The sequence below is a fragment of the Arthrobacter sp. LT660 genome, from assembly GCF_056172845.1.
Genome location: NZ_CM149651.1, coordinates 1,202,065 through 1,220,336 on the forward strand (window position 1 = coordinate 1,202,065; position 18,272 = coordinate 1,220,336).

At 67.9% G+C, this 18,272-nt stretch carries 15 protein-coding genes; 8 read left to right on the plus strand and 7 right to left on the minus strand.

Going from position 1 to position 18,272, the window contains the following annotated elements; all coding sequences use genetic code 11:
- Both cydB and AC0QSG_RS05535 read right to left on the minus strand, forming a co-directional pair.
- Complete coding sequence (cydB, locus tag AC0QSG_RS05530; RefSeq protein ID WP_435726571.1) at positions 1 to 1,023, minus strand: cytochrome d ubiquinol oxidase subunit II; 1,023 nt, start codon at positions 1,021 to 1,023, stop codon at positions 1 to 3.
- Positions 1,024 to 1,046: 23 nt separating this feature from the next.
- Positions 1,047 to 2,630, minus strand: coding sequence for a cytochrome ubiquinol oxidase subunit I (locus AC0QSG_RS05535; protein WP_435726570.1), 1,584 nt, complete (start codon positions 2,628 to 2,630; stop codon positions 1,047 to 1,049).
- Positions 2,631 to 2,833: 203 nt separating this feature from the next.
- Between AC0QSG_RS05535 and AC0QSG_RS05540 the strand changes: the two genes are divergently transcribed.
- Entirely contained in the window at positions 2,834 to 3,211 is a 378-nt protein-coding gene (locus AC0QSG_RS05540; protein WP_435726569.1) for a BlaI/MecI/CopY family transcriptional regulator, read from the plus strand.
- Between the two features lie 28 nt (positions 3,212 to 3,239).
- Complete coding sequence (locus AC0QSG_RS05545; protein WP_435726568.1) at positions 3,240 to 4,175, plus strand: M56 family metallopeptidase; 936 nt, start codon at positions 3,240 to 3,242, stop codon at positions 4,173 to 4,175.
- Positions 4,176 to 4,202: 27 nt separating this feature from the next.
- Here the strand turns inward: AC0QSG_RS05545 and AC0QSG_RS05550 are convergent, their stop codons facing one another.
- A complete protein-coding gene (locus tag AC0QSG_RS05550; RefSeq protein ID WP_435726567.1) occupies positions 4,203 to 6,308 on the minus strand; it encodes a DNA gyrase/topoisomerase IV subunit B in 2,106 nt (701 codons plus the stop codon).
- A gap of 224 nt (positions 6,309 to 6,532) precedes the next feature.
- Between AC0QSG_RS05550 and AC0QSG_RS05555 the strand changes: the two genes are divergently transcribed.
- Positions 6,533 to 6,760, plus strand: coding sequence for a DUF7455 domain-containing protein (locus tag AC0QSG_RS05555; protein ID WP_475376903.1), 228 nt, complete (start codon positions 6,533 to 6,535; stop codon positions 6,758 to 6,760).
- A gap of 117 nt (positions 6,761 to 6,877) precedes the next feature.
- Here the strand turns inward: AC0QSG_RS05555 and AC0QSG_RS05560 are convergent, their stop codons facing one another.
- The 4 genes from AC0QSG_RS05560 to AC0QSG_RS05575 form a co-directional block, all read right to left on the minus strand.
- Entirely contained in the window at positions 6,878 to 8,143 is a 1,266-nt protein-coding gene (locus AC0QSG_RS05560) for an RNA polymerase sigma factor (protein ID WP_475376904.1), read from the minus strand.
- A gap of 220 nt (positions 8,144 to 8,363) precedes the next feature.
- Positions 8,364 to 9,524 carry a DUF4192 family protein gene (locus AC0QSG_RS05565; protein ID WP_475376905.1) on the minus strand — a complete coding sequence of 387 codons (1,161 nt, stop codon included), beginning with the start codon at positions 9,522 to 9,524 and terminating at the stop codon, positions 8,364 to 8,366.
- Positions 9,525 to 9,634: 110 nt separating this feature from the next.
- Positions 9,635 to 10,966, minus strand: coding sequence for an MFS transporter (locus AC0QSG_RS05570; protein WP_475377278.1), 1,332 nt, complete (start codon positions 10,964 to 10,966; stop codon positions 9,635 to 9,637).
- Positions 10,967 to 10,983: 17 nt separating this feature from the next.
- Positions 10,984 to 11,916 carry a proteasome assembly chaperone family protein gene (locus AC0QSG_RS05575; RefSeq protein WP_475376906.1) on the minus strand — a complete coding sequence of 311 codons (933 nt, stop codon included), beginning with the start codon at positions 11,914 to 11,916 and terminating at the stop codon, positions 10,984 to 10,986.
- A gap of 225 nt (positions 11,917 to 12,141) precedes the next feature.
- Between AC0QSG_RS05575 and AC0QSG_RS05580 the strand changes: the two genes are divergently transcribed.
- The 5 genes from AC0QSG_RS05580 to AC0QSG_RS05600 all read left to right on the plus strand — a co-directional run bounded on the left by AC0QSG_RS05580 (position 12,142) and on the right by AC0QSG_RS05600 (position 18,236).
- Positions 12,142 to 13,668: a leucyl aminopeptidase gene (locus AC0QSG_RS05580; protein ID WP_475376907.1), complete on the plus strand. Its 1,527-nt coding sequence runs from the start codon at positions 12,142 to 12,144 to the stop codon at positions 13,666 to 13,668.
- Positions 13,669 to 13,905: 237 nt separating this feature from the next.
- Entirely contained in the window at positions 13,906 to 15,285 is a 1,380-nt protein-coding gene (gene lpdA, locus AC0QSG_RS05585; protein ID WP_435726562.1) for a dihydrolipoyl dehydrogenase, read from the plus strand.
- A 131-nt stretch (positions 15,286 to 15,416) separates the two neighbouring features.
- Positions 15,417 to 17,222 (plus strand): 2-oxoglutarate dehydrogenase, E2 component, dihydrolipoamide succinyltransferase, encoded by a 1,806-nt coding sequence (gene sucB / locus AC0QSG_RS05590; protein WP_475376908.1) that lies wholly within the window; start codon positions 15,417 to 15,419, stop codon positions 17,220 to 17,222.
- A 99-nt stretch (positions 17,223 to 17,321) separates the two neighbouring features.
- A complete protein-coding gene (locus AC0QSG_RS05595; protein ID WP_435726560.1) occupies positions 17,322 to 17,672 on the plus strand; it encodes a hypothetical protein in 351 nt (116 codons plus the stop codon).
- Between the two features lie 129 nt (positions 17,673 to 17,801).
- Positions 17,802 to 18,236 (plus strand): OsmC family peroxiredoxin, encoded by a 435-nt coding sequence (locus tag AC0QSG_RS05600; protein WP_435726559.1) that lies wholly within the window; start codon positions 17,802 to 17,804, stop codon positions 18,234 to 18,236.
- The last annotated feature ends 36 nt before the right edge of the window (positions 18,237 to 18,272 follow it).

The following is an 18,272-nucleotide window of genomic DNA, read 5'->3' on the forward strand; positions in this document are numbered from 1 at the left end:
CTAAACAATCGGGGTGACCCGGTGGGCTTCCGGGATGTGGGATTCGGTGATGCGCTTGCGGAAGACCCAGTAGGTCCACGCCTGGTAGGCGAGCACCACCGGGAGGGCGAACGCCGCGACGACGCTCATCACCCCGAGGGTGTACGGGGACGAGGAGGCGTTGGCGACGGTCAGGTTGAACGAATCGTCCAGGGTCGACGGCAACACGTCGGGGTAGGCGGCCGTGAAGATCGCCGCCACCGCCAGCACCAGGAACGTTCCCAACCCGATGAAGCAGCGTCCCTCGCGGCCGGCCCGCGACGCGCTCCAGGCGAAGGCGGCCGCGCCGAGGCCGAGCGCCAGCAGCAGGGCCGGGACGGTTTCGGCCGCGGGCACGACGACGGCGATCGCCCAGCCGGCCATGGGCAGCAGGCCCAGCGGCATCCACCGCACCAGCAGCCCCCGCGCCCGGGTCCGGATTCCGCCGTCGGTCTTGAGGGTTAGGAAGGCCAGCGCGTGGATGAGGCAGAACGCTACGACAGCCAGCCCACCGAGCACCGCGTAGCCGTTGAACCAGGCAAACGCCCCTCCGACCCGGTCGCCGTTCGCGTTCAGCGGCAGTCCCGTGGTGGTGAGGGCGAGCAGGGCTCCGACGCCGAAGGCGGCCACGAACGATCCCCCGGCGATGGCGGCGTCCCACAGGCCGCGGGCGCGCGCGGAGTGGGACTTGCCCCGGTATTCGAAGGCGACAGCCCGGAAGATCAATGCCAGGAGGACCAGCACCATGGGCACGTAAAGCGCGGCGAAAAGCGAGGCGTACCAGTGCGGGAACGCGGCGAACATGGCGCCGGCCGCGGTGATCAGCCACACCTCGTTGCCGTCCCAGACGGGACCGATGGTGTTGAGCAGGACGCGGCGCTGCCGGTCGTCCCGCGCGAAGGTCCGCATCAGCATTCCGACGCCGAGGTCGAAGCCCTCCAGGAAAAGGTAGCCGATCCACAGGACGGCAATCAGTGTGAACCACAGGGTGGGCAGGGAATCCATGGCGTGTCCTTTCTCGTGCCGGTTCAGTAGGCGAAGGCGAGCACGTCGCCGTCGTCCCGCCCGGCGTCGTGGTGTTCGGCGGGATCGAGTTCCGGCATCGCGGACGCCACGCCGCCGCGCACGTACCGAAAGAGCATGACGAGTTCGACCACGAGCAGGAGCGCGTAGACGAGGGTCAGAGCGATCAGCGAGAACAGCAGTTCCCCTGCGCCGACGCCCGGCGAGACAGACGCCGCCGTGTAGAGGAAGACCTGGTCGATGCCGTCGTAGGTGGGGTTGGGGACCACGGAGAACGGCTGGCGGCCCATCTCGGTGAAGATCCAGCCCGCGGAGTTGGCGCCGAAGGGTGCCAGGATGCCGACGACGGCGAGGCGGGAGATCCACTGGTTGTCCGGGACCGTGCCCTTGCGCGTCATCCACAACGCAACGGCCGCGGCGAACGCGGCCAGACCGCCGAACGTGATCATGAGCCGGAAGCCCCAGTAGGTGACCTCCATCAACGGGAGGTAGTTGATCTCCTGCCCGGCCAGTTCGCCGTAGATCTCCGGCTGGTCCGGGTAGTGGCTGCCGTACTTCTCCGCGTACTCCGGCAGCAGCGTGTTCACCCCGCGCACCTCGGTGGTGAAGTCGTCGTTGGCCAGGAACGAGAGCAGGCCGGGGATCTCGTAGACGCCGACGACGTCGTCGCACGTGGTGGCGCCGCCGCTGGTGAGGTCGCCTATGGCCAGCACGGAGAAGCCGGTGCCGTCGTGGCAGGCGGCCTCGGCCGCGGCCATCTTCATGGGCTGCTGCTCGAACATCAGCTGCGCCTGGGCGTGGCCGGTGATGCCGACGCCGGCGAAGGAGACCATCGCGACGACCGCCCCGATGCGTAGGGATTTGATCCACACGGCATGGTCGGTGGCGTCGCGGCCGGCACCCCAGCGGGGGTCCTCCCCCACCACCACACGGCCGGCGGTGTCCACGGTGTCGATCCCGGCAGTGCGGCGCTTGTGCAGGTGGTACCAGGAAATACCCAGCAGGAATCCCCCGGCGACGGAGAAGGCGCCGAAGATGGTGTGCGGGAAGGTCACCAAGGCGGTGTTGTTCGTGAACACTGCCCAGACGTCGTTCATCACGGCGCGCCCGTCGACGATCTCGACGCCGACCGGGTGCTGCATCCAGGAATTCGCCACCAGGATGAAGTAAGCGGAGAAGATCGTTGCCAGCGAGGCGCACCAGATGCAGAGCAGGTGGATCCGCCGTGGCAGGCGGTCCCACCCGAAGATCCACAGCCCCAGGAACGTCGACTCGACGAAGAAGGCCAACAGCGCCTCCATGGCCAGCGGCGCCCCGAACACGTCCCCGACGAACCGGCTGTACTCGCTCCAGGCCATGCCGAACTGGAATTCCTGGACGATGCCGGTGGCGACCCCCATCACGAAGTTGATGAGGAAGAGCTTGCCCCAGAACTTGGTCATCCGAAGGTACTCGGGCGCGCCGGTGCGGTGCCAGACGGTCTGCAGCACCGCGACGGTCAGGCCGAGCCCGATGGTGAGGGGAACCATGAGGAAGTGGTACACGGTGGTGATCCCGAACTGCCACCGTGCTATTTCGAGCGGATCCATTGCTTCCCCTTCCCGCAGGGGCGGTGCTTCCGCCCCGTCGGCATATTTTCTACCGTTCGTAGAAGTACTTCTACGCTCGGTAGAATATCCTAAGTTCTACCGGATGTAGAAAATTGCCGGGAATCGGTGTAAATTAGGAACCGGAAGCGGTCCCGCCCCGGTAAGGGCCGCCCAGACGACCGGTGAAACCTTAAGGATCAGCATTGGCCACTCTCGGCGAACTCGAACGTTCGGTAATGGATTTGCTGTGGGACAGCGTGGAGGCCCGCACGGCCAACGATCTGCGCGACCTGCTGGCGCAGTCCACGGGCGATCTCGACGGCAAGGAACTCGCCGTTACCACGGTTCTCACCGTCCTTGCGCGGCTTGAGAAGAAGCACCTGGTCACCAGGGAACGCGACACACGACCGCACCGCTACCACGCCGTCACCAGCCGCGAGGAACACACGGTCGAACTCATGAACGAGGCACTGGGCACCGTGCTGGACCGCGAGGCCGTGTTGACCCGCTTCATCGGCGGGATTTCCGGCGACGAGGCAGCCGCCCTCCGTCGCATCCTGAACGGCAACCAGACCGCGTAGCCGGCCGGGACCACACCATGCGGCGCCCGTGCTAATCGCCTCCTATCTCCTCGCAGGCCTCGCCGTGATCTTGGCGTGGCCCGCCCCGGTATTGCTGTCACGGATGGCATGGACCTCGCGCTCCCCGTTTACCGCCCTTTTCCTCTGGCAGGCCATAGCCCTCGCCGGTGGGCTGTCCATGATCGGGGCAATGCTAGTGTGGGGCCTGGAACCGCTGGGCGCCAACCTCATAGCGGCCCTCGCCGGTCTCTGGCAGGTCCTCACCGCCGGCCCCTCCGCGCCTTCCCTGGAGCCGGTTCACGTTTTTGCCCTCAGCACCGCCCTGTTGCTCGGCTCGCATCTGGTCTTCACGCTGCTGTTGTCCACGTACCGCGTCGCCCGCCAGCGGCAGAGGCACCGCCGGCTGCTTGCCCTGCTCAGCGATCCCTCGCCCACCACGCCAGGCACCGTGGTCCTGGCCCACGGCGCTCCCGTGGCCTACTGCCTGCCAGGATTCAACGGTTCCCTGACGGTGCTTTCGCGGGGTCTCCTGGACGCCCTCGACGACGAGGGGCTGCGCGGGGTCATCGCCCACGAACGCGCGCACCTGGACCAGCGGCACGATTTGCTGGTACTCGCCTTCGAATCGTGGCACAACGCGCTGCCGTGGCTGCCCACCTCGCGCTTGGCGCGCGACGCGGTGCAGGAACTCATCGAGATGCTGGCCGACGACACCGCCTTGCGGCACGTCTCCGCCGATACGCTCCTGCGGTCCCTGGTTGCGGTCGCGTCCGGGACGAAGGTATCACCGGGCTCCGAATCGGGACTGCCCAGCGAGGAGCTTTCCTCGATGCGCCTCAAGCGCCTGCTGTCGCCCTCCGTGGGACCCCTGCCGCTGGCCGGCCGCGCCGCGGTGCTGGGCTCATCCGCACTGCTGATCGTCCTCCCGACCACGCTGCTGGTCGCACCCTGGCTGCTCGCCTAGCGACCCGGATGCCGGGCGCGGACTCGCTCAGGCGTCGATCTGTTCCCGGTCCAGTCGCTCGGCGCCCGAGACAATGAACTCCTTGCGCGGGGCAACGTCGCTGCCCATCAACAGATCGAAGACCTGCTCGGCGCGCTCCGCGTCCGCGATGTTGACCCGCCTGAGCGTACGGTGCCGCGGGTCCATGGTGGTCTCGGCCAACTGCCCGGCATCCATCTCACCCAGACCCTTGTAGCGCTGGATGGGCTCCTTGTGCTTCTTCCCGGATGCCTCCAGTGCCTTCAGCACCCGCGTCAACTCGGCGTCGGAGTAGGTGTAGACCATCTCGTTCTGCTTCGCGCCCGGGTTGATCACCTCGACGCGGTGGAGCGGTGGAACGGCGGCATACACGCGGCCGTTCTCCACCATGGGACGCATGTAGCGGAAGAAGAGGGTCAGCAGGAGCGTCCGGATGTGTGCGCCGTCGACATCCGCGTCCGTCATCAAAACCACCTTGCCGTAGCGGGCCGCCGAGAGGTCGAAGCTGCGCCCGGAACCCGCCCCCACCACCTGGATGAGCGCAGCGCACTCGGCGTTGGAGAGCATGTCCCCGACCGATGCCTTCTGCACGTTGAGGATCTTGCCGCGGATCGGCAGGAGCGCCTGGAAGTCCGAGGACCGGGCCAACTTGGCCGTCCCGAGCGCGCTGTCTCCCTCCACGATGAACAGCTCTGAGCGCGCAACGTCGTCGCTTCGGCAGTCCGCGAGCTTCGTGGGCAGCGAGGAGGTTTCCAGCGCGCTCTTGCGCCGCTGCGTCTCCTTGTGCACGCGCGCCGAAATGCGCGACTTCATCTCGCTGACGATCTTCTCGAGAAGTTGGGCCGACTGGGCCTTGTCCGCCCGCGCCGACGATCCCAGCCGCGCGGCCAGCTCCTTCTCGACGACTCGCGTGACAATCTGCCGGACCGCGGACGTACCGAGGATCTCCTTGGTCTGGCCCTCGAACTGCGGTTCGGCAAGTCGCACCGTCAGGACCGCCGTCATGCCGGCCATGACATCGTCCTTCTCGATCTTGTCGTTGCCCGCCCTCAGCTTGCGCGAGTTCGCCTCGACCGATTTGCGGAAGGTCTTCAGCAGCGCCTGCTCGAAGCCGGACTGGTGGGTGCCGCCCTTGGGCGTGGCGATGATGTTCACGTAGCTGCGCAGGGTCGTGTCGTAGCCGATCCCCCACCGCAGCGCGATATCCACCTCGCACACGCGCTCGACGTCCCTGATGTGGCTGCGTCCGTCGTCGTCGAAAACGGGGACCGATTCCTTGAAGGTGCCCGAACCCTGCAGCCGCCAGATGTCGGTGACCGAGGAGTCGTTGGCCAGGTAGTCGACGAACTCGGAAATGCCGCCGTCGTGGTGGAACGTCTCCTCCACCGGGCCGGCCTCGCCCGGCGTTCCGGGCAATCGCCGGTCGTCGCGGACATCGATCTTGAGCCCCGGCACCAGGAACGAGGTCTGCCGGGCGCGCGCCTGGAGTTCCTCGTGGGAGAACCGGGCGTCTTTCGTGAAGATCTGGCGGTCGGACCAGTAACGGATGCGCGTTCCCGTCACACCCCGCTTGGCCTTGCCCACGACATCCAGGACAGAGTTCTCCACAAACGCGGTGAACGGGGCATCCGGCTTGGCCTTGCCGGTGTCGGTGAAGCGCCCCGGTTCGCCCCTGCGGAACTGCATGCGGTAGGTCTTGCCACCACGGTCCACCTCGACGTCCAGCCGGGCCGACAGCGCGTTGACGACGCTCGCGCCGACGCCGTGGAGGCCTCCCGAGGCGGTGTACGACCCGCCGCCGAACTTCCCGCCCGCGTGGAGCTTCGTGAAGACGACCTCGACTCCGGAGAGCCCCGTCTTCGGTTCGGCGTCGACGGGGATGCCGCGGCCGTCGTCGTGGATTTCCACGGAGCCGTCCGGGTGCAGGATCACCTTGATATTCTGTCCGTGCCCGGCGAGTGCCTCGTCCACCGAGTTGTCGATGATCTCCCACAGGCAGTGCATGAGCCCGCGCGAGTCCGTCGATCCGATGTACATCCCCGGACGCTTCCGCACGGCCTCCAGGCCCTCGAGCACGGAGAGGTGCCGGGCGTTGTACTCAGAACTCGGTGCCACGCGCGTGCGCTCCTCGTCGTCGGGAAAATCTGACCGTCCCAAGGTTAGTCCGAAAATCCGCGCAACTCCGGTTCCCCCGCCGAGCGACGGGGCACCGGGATGCCAAAACGAGTCCGGGCCGTGATCCACTCGTGGCTACGCGGTGAGCGAAAGGGGGCGGAATATGCGATGGAATGTCGGCCCCGGCTGGTTGTATGGAGCGTACGAGAACTAAGGAGGTCGTCATGACGGCAACATCAGTGGCAACACGCGGACTTACTTCCCTGGATCGCTGCGACCGCTGCGGGGCACAGGCTTACGTTCGTGCGGTCTTGGGGACCTCGGGTGGAGAGCTTCTCTTCTGCGGACACCATGCCCGCGCGGTGGAGCCCAAACTCCGCCCCCTGACCGCCGAGTGGCAGGACGAAACGAACCGGCTGCACGAGAAGCCCTCGTACAGCGACGAGGACTAGTCCGCTCGGACAACGCGCAAACGTAAGGGGCGGGCCCCGGCGAATATCGCCGGGGCCCGCCCCTTTTGTCCGTCCATGCCGCCGCGTGCGCCGGACCAGTGGCCCGGCGCACCGGATTTAGTCCAGGTAGTCCCGCAGGACCTGGGACCGCGAGGGGTGGCGCAGCTTGGACATCGTCTTCGATTCGATCTGGCGGATGCGCTCGCGCGTCACGCCGTAGACCTTTCCTATTTCGTCTAACGTCTTCGGCTGCCCGTCCGTCAGGCCGAACCGCATGGCGACAACGCCGGCCTCCCGCTCGGACAACGTGTCCAGGACGGAGTGCAGCTGTTCCTGGAGCAGTGTGAAGCTAACGGCGTCGGCAGGGACAACTGCCTCGGAGTCCTCGATCAGGTCACCGAACTCGGAGTCCCCGTCCTCGCCCAACGGCGTATGCAGCGAAATGGGCTCGCGGCCGTACTTCTGCACCTCGACGACCTTTTCCGGAGTCATGTCCAGTTCCTGCGCCAGCTCGTCCGGGGTCGGCTCGCGGCCCAGATCCTGCAGCATCTGCCGCTGTACGCGCGCAAGCTTGTTGATGACCTCGACCATATGGACGGGGATGCGGATGGTGCGCGCCTGATCGGCCATGGCACGAGTGATGGCCTGGCGGATCCACCACGTCGCGTAGGTGGAGAATTTGAAACCCTTGGTGTAGTCGAACTTCTCGACCGCGCGGATCAGGCCTAGGTTTCCCTCCTGGATGAGGTCCAGGAAGAGCATGCCGCGTCCGGTGTAGCGCTTGGCCAGCGACACGACGAGCCGGAGGTTGGCCTCAAGCAGGTGGTTCTTGGCGATCTTGCCGTCGTGGACGACCTGCTCGAGGTCCCACTTCAGCCGCTTGTCCATCGAGTCGTCAGCGGTTTTCAGCTTCTCCGTGGCGAACAGGCCCGCCTCGATGCGCAAGGCCAGGTCGACTTCCTGCTCGGCGTTGAGCAGGGCGACCTTGCCGATTTGCTTCAGGTAGTCCTTGACGGGGTCGGCCGTGGCGCCGGCAACAAGGACCTGCTGCTGGGGGGCGTCGTCCTCGTCGGTCGTGATGATGAACCCGCGGGTCTCCTCCTCGGGCTCGGCGGCAGCCGGTGCCGGCGACTCCTCCGAGTCGGCGCCCTCTGCCGGGCTCTCGGCCGCGGGGGCCGATGCCTTCGAGGGCCGCTTGTCCGCGGCGGCGCCTTCGGCCGGCGAGCCTCCGGCTGCTGCTGCCGCCTCCTTCGCGGCCTTGTTGCGGGCACGCGTCCTCGCGGACTTCTGCTGCGTTGTTTCCACGGCGGCGCCGTCGACGTCGGCCGCAGGCGCGGTGCCCGGACGTTCTGCTGCCTTGGAGCTCGAATCGGAAGCTGGCACGAAATACCTTTCTCACGGATGTCCGCGGTGCAACCACACGGGTAACACCACTATGACCCTGTCAAGTCCGGGTACCGTCACACGACGGTTCGGATGCAGGGTCTCGTAACCTCAACGCCTGCAGCCGACCTATTTGTTCCCACCCCCGCGGGGGCTGAACCGGAATCCGCCGGAGCGGCCCAAGGACACGGACCCAACCGGGTCTGCGACTTACAGTCTCTCACGTTTCCCGGCCAGGCATGGCACCCGGACCCGTGCCGCGCCTCCACGCCGTCGCGGGATCCCGGGCCCACCGGGGAAGCCGCCCCTGATCCAGAAACGTCTTCAGCTTCCCGGCCAGCGCATAGGCGGGGTTGGCCGCGAGGCATCCGTCCAGCAGCGCCGCCGCGGCGCTGCTGCGCCCCCTGGCCCATTCGATCCACCCGAGCACGCACAGCAGGGCGCAACGATCCTCCCCGTCCGCGGCGGCGACGAGCTCCGCACCGATGTTCCAGAGTCGGTCCAGGCGGTCCCAGTCCGGCGCAGACTCGGCGCTGCCCAGCAACACTTCGGCCAGTTGGCGCGGAGCCTCCCCTCCCGCGTCGAGTTCCCCGGCGACGGCGATCCCGTCCGCGGTGGCTGTGGCGGCCGCGAAAGGCAGCACATCGCGCACGGAGTAATCGTGCAACCCCGCCAGCAGAATCCCCGTCTCCAGCGGTTCCGACCGCAATCGCGCGAGCGCGTCCGCGGGTTCCCTCTCGATGGCCTCACACCACCGCCGAAGGAAACCCGTGGCGTCCGGAGCGCCCAGCACGCCACCCAGGATCGAACCCACCATGTCGCGGACCGTGGCAGCCGCCGGCCATGGAGACGACGGCGTGCCGTCCCAAAGGCGGGAGCCGGGGGCGCTCCCGGCGAATTGCAATTCGAGGTTGGCGTCCGAGAGCCAAATGCTCTCCAACGGGTGCCCCTGTTCGGGGCAGCACGATTCATCGGTGCAGTAGTGCGACCGCCAACCGTCCGGACCCACATGCCAGGCGTCCGGCACCGCGACGGATCGCGCCCCGAGCTCTTCCGCCACGGTCTTGACCACGCGCCGATGGGACGAACGCGTACGCCCGGCCAAGCGGGAGGCGGGCGAAGCCGAATAGGTCACCAGAAAAGCACCGGTGGCGTCCTGCATGTCCTCGAGGTATTCGCCGACCCTCACCGCGTGGGCACGCTCCTCGAAAGGCGAGGCGCCCCCGGGCGGCAGGTCGACCCGCAAGGCGGCAACGAGTTTGGAGCCCGACGTGATCAGAAGGACCAGGCTGTGCTCGGGGTGGAACCCCAGCATGTGGGGCACAAGAGCGAGAACGCCCTCTGCGTCGGCGACGGAAAGCTGGTTCGTTGAGGTGTCCATGGACCCACCCTCCGCCGGGAATCCCCCGCGGTGGGGCCCGACGTCGCGCGCTGTGGACAACGATCCCGGCTGTGTGGCCGGGCGAAACTGTGGAGGAGCTTCCGGCCGTCTCAGCGCTCTCGGCCGTCAAGACCCCGGTCTTTGCGCCGCCTCCTCGCAATCGCGTCGCGCCACCGCGGCACCACGATGCCGCGTTCTGCCATGCGGCTCCGCGCCTTGCGACGGGAGAGAACCATCCCGAGGGTCCCGAGCAGGAGGGGAACGAACTGGAAGGCCAGCGCCCACCGGAAGGCATCCAGGTTGTAGAGCTGCCCCGTGCCCCCCGCCGCCTCGTACCGGACGTCCAGGATAGCGCCCACCGCGTACACCGTCACCAAAGCGGCGAGGAAACCCCCGACGTTGACGAGTCCCGTGGCGGTTCCGGTGATGTTCGGCGGGTTGAAGGTCCGGGCAAAGTCGAAGCCGATCATCGATCCCGGGCCACCCAGGGCCACCAGCACGATCATGATGGCCAGAACCCACACCGGCGCCGGACCGGGCCACAACAGCACGGTTCCCCACGCGATGGCTACACCCGCGATGATGCCGAAGGCCAGCGTCGAGCGCCGCAGAGGATGCCGGGCCACGGCCCCGCCGAACAGCGGCCCCGCCACGAGGGCAACCACCACGAAAATAGACATCAACCCGGACGCCTGTGCCGGCGCGAGGCCTTGGCCCGAGACCAGGAACGGATAGCCCCAAGCCAGTAGGAAGACGTTGGTGCTGAACTGGGTGGAGAAGTGCGTCCAGAAGCCCAGCCGGGTTCCCGGCTCGCGCCACGCGCCGGCCAGCATGGCCAGGCTCTTGGGGCGCGCGCCGACATCCGGGCGAACAGCGGCGTCCGGCTGGTTGCGGACCATGATGACGGCCAGCGCGAACGAAAGGACCCCCAAGGCCGCGAGTGACAGGAAGGACGTGGTCCAGCCGCTGAGTCGCAGGAACGCCACGAAGGGAACAAGGCTGACGAGCTGCCCGAGTTGGCCGAGCATCCCGGTGAACTGGGTCAGCATCGGAACCCGGTAGCCGGAGAACCACGCCGGCAGGAGCCTCATGACCGACACGAAGGTCATGGCGTCGCCCGCACCCACGAAAAAACGTCCCACGATTCCGGCGGCCACCGAATCCGCGATGGCCAGCAAACCTTGGCCCACCACCATGAGAACCGCGCCGCCCGCGATCATGGTGCGCGGGCCGAGCCGATCCACCAGAACCCCGACCGGGATCTGCAGACCGGCGTAGACCACCAGCTGCACCACGCTGAACGCGGCCAGCACCGAGGCGGTCGCGCCAAAGCGCTCAGTCGCCTCCAGCCCGGCCACGCCGAAGCTGGTCCGTTGGGTCACGGCCGTCAGATAGGCGAAGACGGCCGCACCCCACACCCACCACGAAGCCGCGGTGTCCAATCCGCCGGTTCTGGCGGTCACCGCCCGGTCTCGTCGGAGGAGTCGCCGGCCTGCCCGATCAGGAAGGCCTCCGCGGCCGAAGCGAGGTCCTCGCCATCCGGCATGGCGTCATTGGGGTCCAGCAGAAGCGATCGCCGGTCGGCGTCGGGCACGTGCTCGTCGAAGCGCTCCTCGAACCTGGACACCATGCGGGAGATGTCCGGGGATCCGGCCACCTGTTCGTCGATCTGGCCCTCGACCCGCCGCGCGGATTCGCGGAGCCTGTCCGTGGGCAGGCCCAGTCCCAGCGCCGCGCCGAGGAACTCCAGTGCCGCCACGGCAGCCTGGGGGTACTCCGCCTCGGCGAGGTAGTGCGGAACGTGGATCGAGTAGCCGACGGCGTCGCGCCCGGCTTCGGCAAGCTTGATCTCAATAAGCTGGGATGCGGATGCGGGGAGTTCGGCCGTGGGGTTCCAGGTGGAGATGCCCTCGCCGAGGTCGGGTCGATTTCCATGGACGGTAACGCCGAGCCGACGCGTGTGCGGCACCGGCATGGGCACCGCAGTGAACGAGGCGCTCAGGCGCACGTTGAGCGCCTGAGCCAACCGGACGACGGCGGTGGCGAACCGTTCCCACTGCAGGTCGGGTTCGGGCCCCGCCAGCAACAGGAAATCCCTGCCCAGCCCGTCCGTCAAGCGGTACAACTCGATCCGCGGCGTCTGGTAGGCGGCAAAGTGGTCCCCCAGGAACGACACCTGCGGACGCCGCTCGCGGTAGTTGACGAGCTGGTCGGCGTCGAACGTCGCGACCAGTTGCGGCTCCAGAGCGTCCATGAGTTGGGACCTGACCTGCGCAACGGCTTGTCCGGCGTCGACCTGCCCATCGATCGCAACGATCAGGCCGAGGCCCTGAAGGCGGATGTCGTCAATGACGTCGTGGTTCAGCCTGACGAGGGACAGCGGATCAAGCATGGGCGTCTCCTTCCAGGTCTACGGACGGTCCGAAGGCGTTAACGGCGCGCGTGCCCGGTTTTCTTCCCCGGGTCGACTCCACTCTAATCCGTGGGCGCCCCCGGGGCGCCGTGGCCCGCCGCCGTGGGCGCCTGCGGCTACGATCGAAAGCACTGTTACGCCCGCTACATTCCGCCAACCGTGCCCGCCCGCCACCGCGGCCGGCGCACATTAAGGACAGGTTCCGTGATCAACGCCAGCGATCTCAAGCTGACCGCCGTTTCCGCCGACATCAAGCGGCTCGCCGCCGACGCGGTCGTCGTCGGCGTAGCCCAGGCTCCCCCGGGGTCCACCGCGGCGCGGCTGGTCTCCTCGCCGCTGACGGCGAACGAGACGTCCGCATTGGAGGCGTCGCTCTCCGCGCTCGGCGTCACCGGCGCGGCCGACAACGTGCGGCGGTTGCCCGCGACGGACGGCATCAGGGCCGACGTGCTGGTCCTGACCGGCCTCGGACGCGTGGACGGGGAGGTCGTTGAACACGAGGCGCTGCGGCGCGCGGCGGGCGCAGCGGCACGGGAATCGGGTGGACTGCGCAGGGTCGTGTTCGCCCTTCCTGCGCCCACGGTCGCTGCGGCCGCCGCCGTGGCCGAGGGCGCGGCCCTGGGCGCCTACGCCTTCGGCAACCACCGCTCCAGCGCAGTGGACGACGCGAAGCGGCCGCTCAGCGAGGCGGTCGTGGCGACGGCCGCCTCCGCGGACCGGGCCCTGCCCGCCTCGCTGAAGCGCGCGGCCATCGTGGGTCGCGCGGTCCGCGGCGTCCGCGACCTCGTGAACACCGCCCCCAACGTCCTCTACCCCGAGTCCTTCGCCCAGGCGGCACGCGATGCGGCCAAGCCACACCCCATCAAGGTCACCGTGCTGGACGAGAAGCGGCTGGAGAAGGACGGCTACGGCGGGCTGATCGGCGTGGGACGCGGCTCGGAGCGCCCGCCCCGCCTGGTCAAAGTCGACTACTCCCCCGCCAAATCCTCCGCCCACGTGGCCATCGTCGGCAAGGGCATCACCTTCGATACCGGCGGAATCTCACTGAAACCACCGGCAAACATGCACCACATGAAGTCGGACATGGCGGGCGCCGCCACGGCACTGCAGACCGTCCTCGCCATTGCGGAGCTCGGCCTGCCGGTCCGGGCCACCGCGTGGCTCTGCCTCGCCGAAAACATGCCCTCCGGCGCCGCGACCCGGCCCGGCGACGTCGTCACCATGTTCGGCGGCAAGACCGTGGAAATCCTGAACACCGATGCCGAGGGCCGTCTTGTCATGGCGGACGGCATCGTCGCGGCGGGACTGGAGAAGCCGGACGCGATCATCGACATCGCGACGCTCACGGGCGCCCAGCTGATTGCGCTCGGCAACCGAACGGCCGGCATCATGGGCGACGACGAAGTCCGCGACGCGCTCAAGTCGGCGGCCGACAGGTCGGGCGAATCCGCCTGGCCCATGCCGCTGCCGGAGGAACTGCGCCCGTCGATCGACTCGGAGGTCGCGGATCTCGCCAACATCGGCGAACGCCACGGCGGCATGATGACGGCCGCCGTCTTCCTCCGCGAGTTTGTCGGGGAAACCGACGGGCGACCCATCCCGTGGGCACACATCGACATCGCCGGGCCGTCCTTCAACAACGGCGCGGCGTACGGCTACACGCCGAAGAACGCCACCGGCTGCAGCCTGCGGACCCTGCTGGCCTACGCCGAGGAACTCGCGGACCGCTAGTCACGGCCCACGGGCCGCGTCACCGCCGGACGGGCGGCGGCGCGGCGGCGGGCCACGGTGAACGGCGTCACGTGGCGGCGATGGCCTCGTCACCTCGTGTGGCTCCGCACCAGCCATGGGGCTAAGGTAAACCTGAAACATCACCAGCATCACCGTCGCGGAGTACCCGCCGCGACGGAGCACCCAAAGGACGGCCGCCGCCACGCGACGGCCAAACACACGCGAGGGAGCGTTCACGTGGCCGATACGGCAACAACGCAAGAATTCGACGTCCTGATCCTCGGCGGCGGCAGCGCCGGCTACTCGACCGCTCTGCGGGCCGTGCAGCTGGGCTTCACCGTCGGCTTGGTGGAGAAGGCCAAGCTCGGCGGCACCTGCCTGCACTGGGGATGCATCCCCACGAAGGCGTTCCTGCACTCGGCCGAGCTGGCGGAGAACGCCCGCGAGGGGGCCAAGTACGGCATCAACACCACGCTCGAGTCCATCGACATGGCCGCCGTGCGCAAGTACAAGGACGGCGTCGTCGCCGGAAAGTACAAGGGCCTGACCGGTCTTCTGAAGATGAAGAAGATCTCGGTCATCGAGGGCAACGGCCGGCTCGTCGGCCAGGACACCATCGACGTGGACGGCGTTCAGTACAAGGGCAAGAACATCGTTCTGGCCACGGGTTCCTTCGCGAAGACCATGGGCATCGAGATCGGCGGCCGCATCTTGACCTCCACCGAGGCCCTGGAGCTGGACACCATCCCGAAGAGCGCGATCGTGCTCGGCGGCGGCGTGATCGGCGTGGAGTTCGCCTCCGTCTGGAAGTCCTTCGGCGTGGACGTCACAATCATCGAGGGCCTCCCCTCGCTGGTCCCGAACGAGGACCCCTCGATCATCAAGAACCTCGAGCGTGCGTTCAAGAAACGCGGCATCAAGTTCAACACCGGCACCTTCTTCGAGAAGGTCGAGCAGACCGACGACGCCGCCAAAGTCACCCTGGCCGACGGCAAGACGTTCGAGGCGGACATCGTCCTGGTGGCCGTGGGACGCGGCCCGGTCTCCGAGGGACTCGGCTACGAGGAGCAGGGAATCACGACGGACCGCGGGTTCGTCATCACCAACGAGCGCCAGCACACCGGCGTCGGAAACATCTATGCCATCGGCGACATCGTCCCCGGCGTCCAGCTGGCCCACCGCGGCTACCAGCACGGCATCTTCGTCGCCGAGGAGATCGCCGGCCAGAACCCGGTAGTCATCGAGGACATCAACATCCCGAAGGTCACCTTCTGCGAACCGGAGATCGCATCCGTGGGCTACTCCGAGCCCAAGGCCAAGGAGAAGTTCGGCGAGGACCAGGTCGAGGTACAGGAGTACAACCTCGCCGGCAACGGCAAGTCATCGATCCTGGGCACCTCCGGCATCATCAAGATGGTCCGCGTCAAGAACGGTCCGATCGTCGGCGTCCACGGCATCGGTGGGCGCATCGGCGAACAGATCGGCGAGGCCCAGCTGATCGTCAACTGGGAGGCCTACCCCGAGGACGTCGCGCAGCTGATCCACGCGCACCCGACGCAAAACGAATCCCTGGGCGAGACCGCGCTCGCCCTGGCGGGCAAGCCGCTCCACGGCTAGCTACCGGACACCCCGGTCCGCGCCTCCGCTGGCGCGGACCGGGGTGCACTAAGCTCGAAAGACGCCATATTGGGCCGCTCCGGCCGGCCGCCACATGAAGATACATAGTTTTGAAGGAGAACGGGGACGCCATGTCTGAAACCGTGAACTTGCCCGCCCTCGGTGAAAGTGTCACCGAAGGCACCGTGACGCGCTGGCTGAAGCAGGTCGGAGACCGCGTCGAGGTCGACGAGCCGCTGCTGGAGGTTTCGACCGACAAGGTCGACACCGAGATTCCGTCCCCCGTCGCCGGCGTCATCGAGGAAATCCTCGTCGCCGAGGACGAGACGGCCGACGTCGGGGCGCCGCTGGTGCGCATTGGCGACGGTTCGGGATCAGAATCGCCGTCCGAGGACGCCCCTGCCGAAGAGGTCCCCGCCGAGGAGACCGCTTCCGATTCCGAACCCGCCCAGGCCGAGGCGGAGGATGCCGCGGCCGAAAAGCCGGCAGCCGAGCCCTCCACCGAGAAGGAACCGGAGACGGAAGAGGCCGCGGCGCCCGCATCCGATTCCGGCGAGACCAGCGAGGTCACCCTTCCCGCGCTGGGCGAGAGTGTCACCGAGGGAACCGTGACGCGCTGGCTGAAGCAGGTCGGCGACGAGGTTGCCGTCGACGAGCCCCTGCTGGAAGTGTCCACGGACAAGGTCGATACCGAGATCCCCTCGCCCGTCGCGGGCACCCTGCAGGAGATCCGGGTGGGCGAGGACGAGACCGCAGAGGTCGGTTCCGTGCTCGCGGTGATCGGTTCCGGCGCGGCCCCCGCCGCCCAGCAAGACCCGAAACAGGACGCTCCCGCGGAGGAGGCACCGAAGCTGAAGGAGCCGAAGCAGGAGGCGCCTCGGGAAGAGGCTCCGGCAGCGGAGGCCGAGGCGCCGAATCAGGAAGCGCCCAAGCACGAAGCTCCCAAGGCCGAAGCCCCGAAGTCGGAGGCCGCCCCGGCGTCCGCCGCATCGGGCGACGGCTACGTCACCCCGCTGGTGCGCCGGCTCGCCTCGCAGAACGACATCGACCTGTCCACCGTGACGGGGACCGGGGTCGGCGGGCGCATCCGCAAGCAGGACGTGCTCGACGCCGTAGAGGCATCCTCCACGGCCCCGGCCGCCCCCGCCGCGCAGACGGGTTCCGCAGCGCCAGCCGCCGCGGCGCCGGCGAAGGCCGCCGCTCCCGCCTCCAACCTGCGGGGCACCGTTGAGAAGGCCCCGCGCATCCGTCAGGTCATCGCCCGCCGCATGCGCGAGTCGCTGGATGTCTCCACGCAGCTCACCCAGGTGCACGAGGTCGACATGACCCGCGTGGCCAAGCTGCGCACCAAGGCCAAGGACTCCTTCCAGGCGACCAACGGCACCAAGCTGACGTTCCTGCCGTTCATTGCCAAGGCCGTGGCGGAGGCGCTGAAGCAGCACCCGAAGCTCAACGCGTCCTACGACGAGTCCAGGCAGGAGATCACCTACTACGACGCCGAGCACCTGGCGATCGCCGTGGACACCGACAAGGGTCTCCTGGTTCCGGTCATCAACGACGCGGGCAGCCTCAACCTGGCCGGCATCGCCGGCAAGATCGCCGACGTCGCCGCGCGCACGCGCAGCAACAAGATCTCCCCCGACGAGCTCTCCGGTGGAACGTTCTCCATCACCAACATCGGCTCGGTCGGGGCGCTGTTCGACACGCCGATCATCAACCAGCCGCAGGTCGCGATCCTGGGAACCGGCGCCATCGTCAAGCGCGCCGTGGTGGTCACGGACGCCGACGGCGACGACACGATCGCCATCCGCCACATGATGTACCTGTCGCTCACGTACGATCACCGTCTGGTGGACGGGGCGGACGCGGGGCGCTTCCTGCAGTCTCTGCGGACGCGGCTCGAAGACGGGGCGTTCGAGGCCGACCTCGGCCTCTAGGCACCACACGGCGGCGCCCGCGGCCGGTCCCCAGGGATCGGCCGCGGGCGCTTTCCGCGTTGGCGCGTTCCGCCACCGCAACCCCAATAGACTGTTGACATGGACTTTCTTTTCACTCTGCTTCTGTTCCTCCACATTCTCGGTGCCGCCGCCATCGTCGGGGGCTGGCTCGCCCGCTTCAAGACGCCAACCGTCGGCCTCTGGCAGTGGATCGGGGCGCTGACGCAGCTCCTCACCGGCCTTTTGATGGTGGGGTTGCTGGAGATGCAGGACGGCGAGGTGAACAACGTCAAGGTCGCCGTCAAGCTCGTCCTCGCGCTCGTGGTCGCCGTGGCCGCGTTCCTCGGCCGGCGCAAGGTCAAGGCGGGCGACAAGGTACCGAAGGGATTGGCCCACGCGGTCGGCGGCATGGCACTGATCAACATCGCCGTGGCGGTCTTCTGGGGCTAGTCGCGGTCTTTCGGGGCCAACGGACCGCCACTGGCCGACGCGATGGGTGTCGCCCGTCCGGCCCGCCGTCCTAGGATGGCCAGTGGGCCGTCGACCGGGCGGCCGAAGAGCAACCATGGAGGAGTCACGATGGCTACAACTCGTACCGCGCGCACCGAATGGAGCGGGGATCTCACCGGCAGCGGCCGGACCACCTTCGAGACGTCCGGGATCGGCACCTTCGACGTGACCTGGAAGGCCCGTGCGGAACAGGCGGAGGGCAAGACGAGCCCCGAGGAACTGATCGCCGCCGCGCACGCCTCGTGCTTCTCGATGGCCTTCAGCAACATCCTCAAGGAGGCGGGCCACGTCGCCGACAGCATCCGCACCACCGCGGAGGTCGACTTCGACACCACCGACGGGCCGCTCGTCTCCGAAATCAGGCTGATAGTCGTCGCGACGGTCCCGGGAATCGACGAGGAGACCTTCCAGAAGAGCGCACAGGCTGCCAAGGAAGGCTGCCCGGTGTCGAAGGCGCTCGCGTCGGTCCCCAGCATCACCCTCGACGCGAAACTCGCCTCCTAGGAGGCAAAAAGGACCAGGAGCCCGCCTCCGGCCACG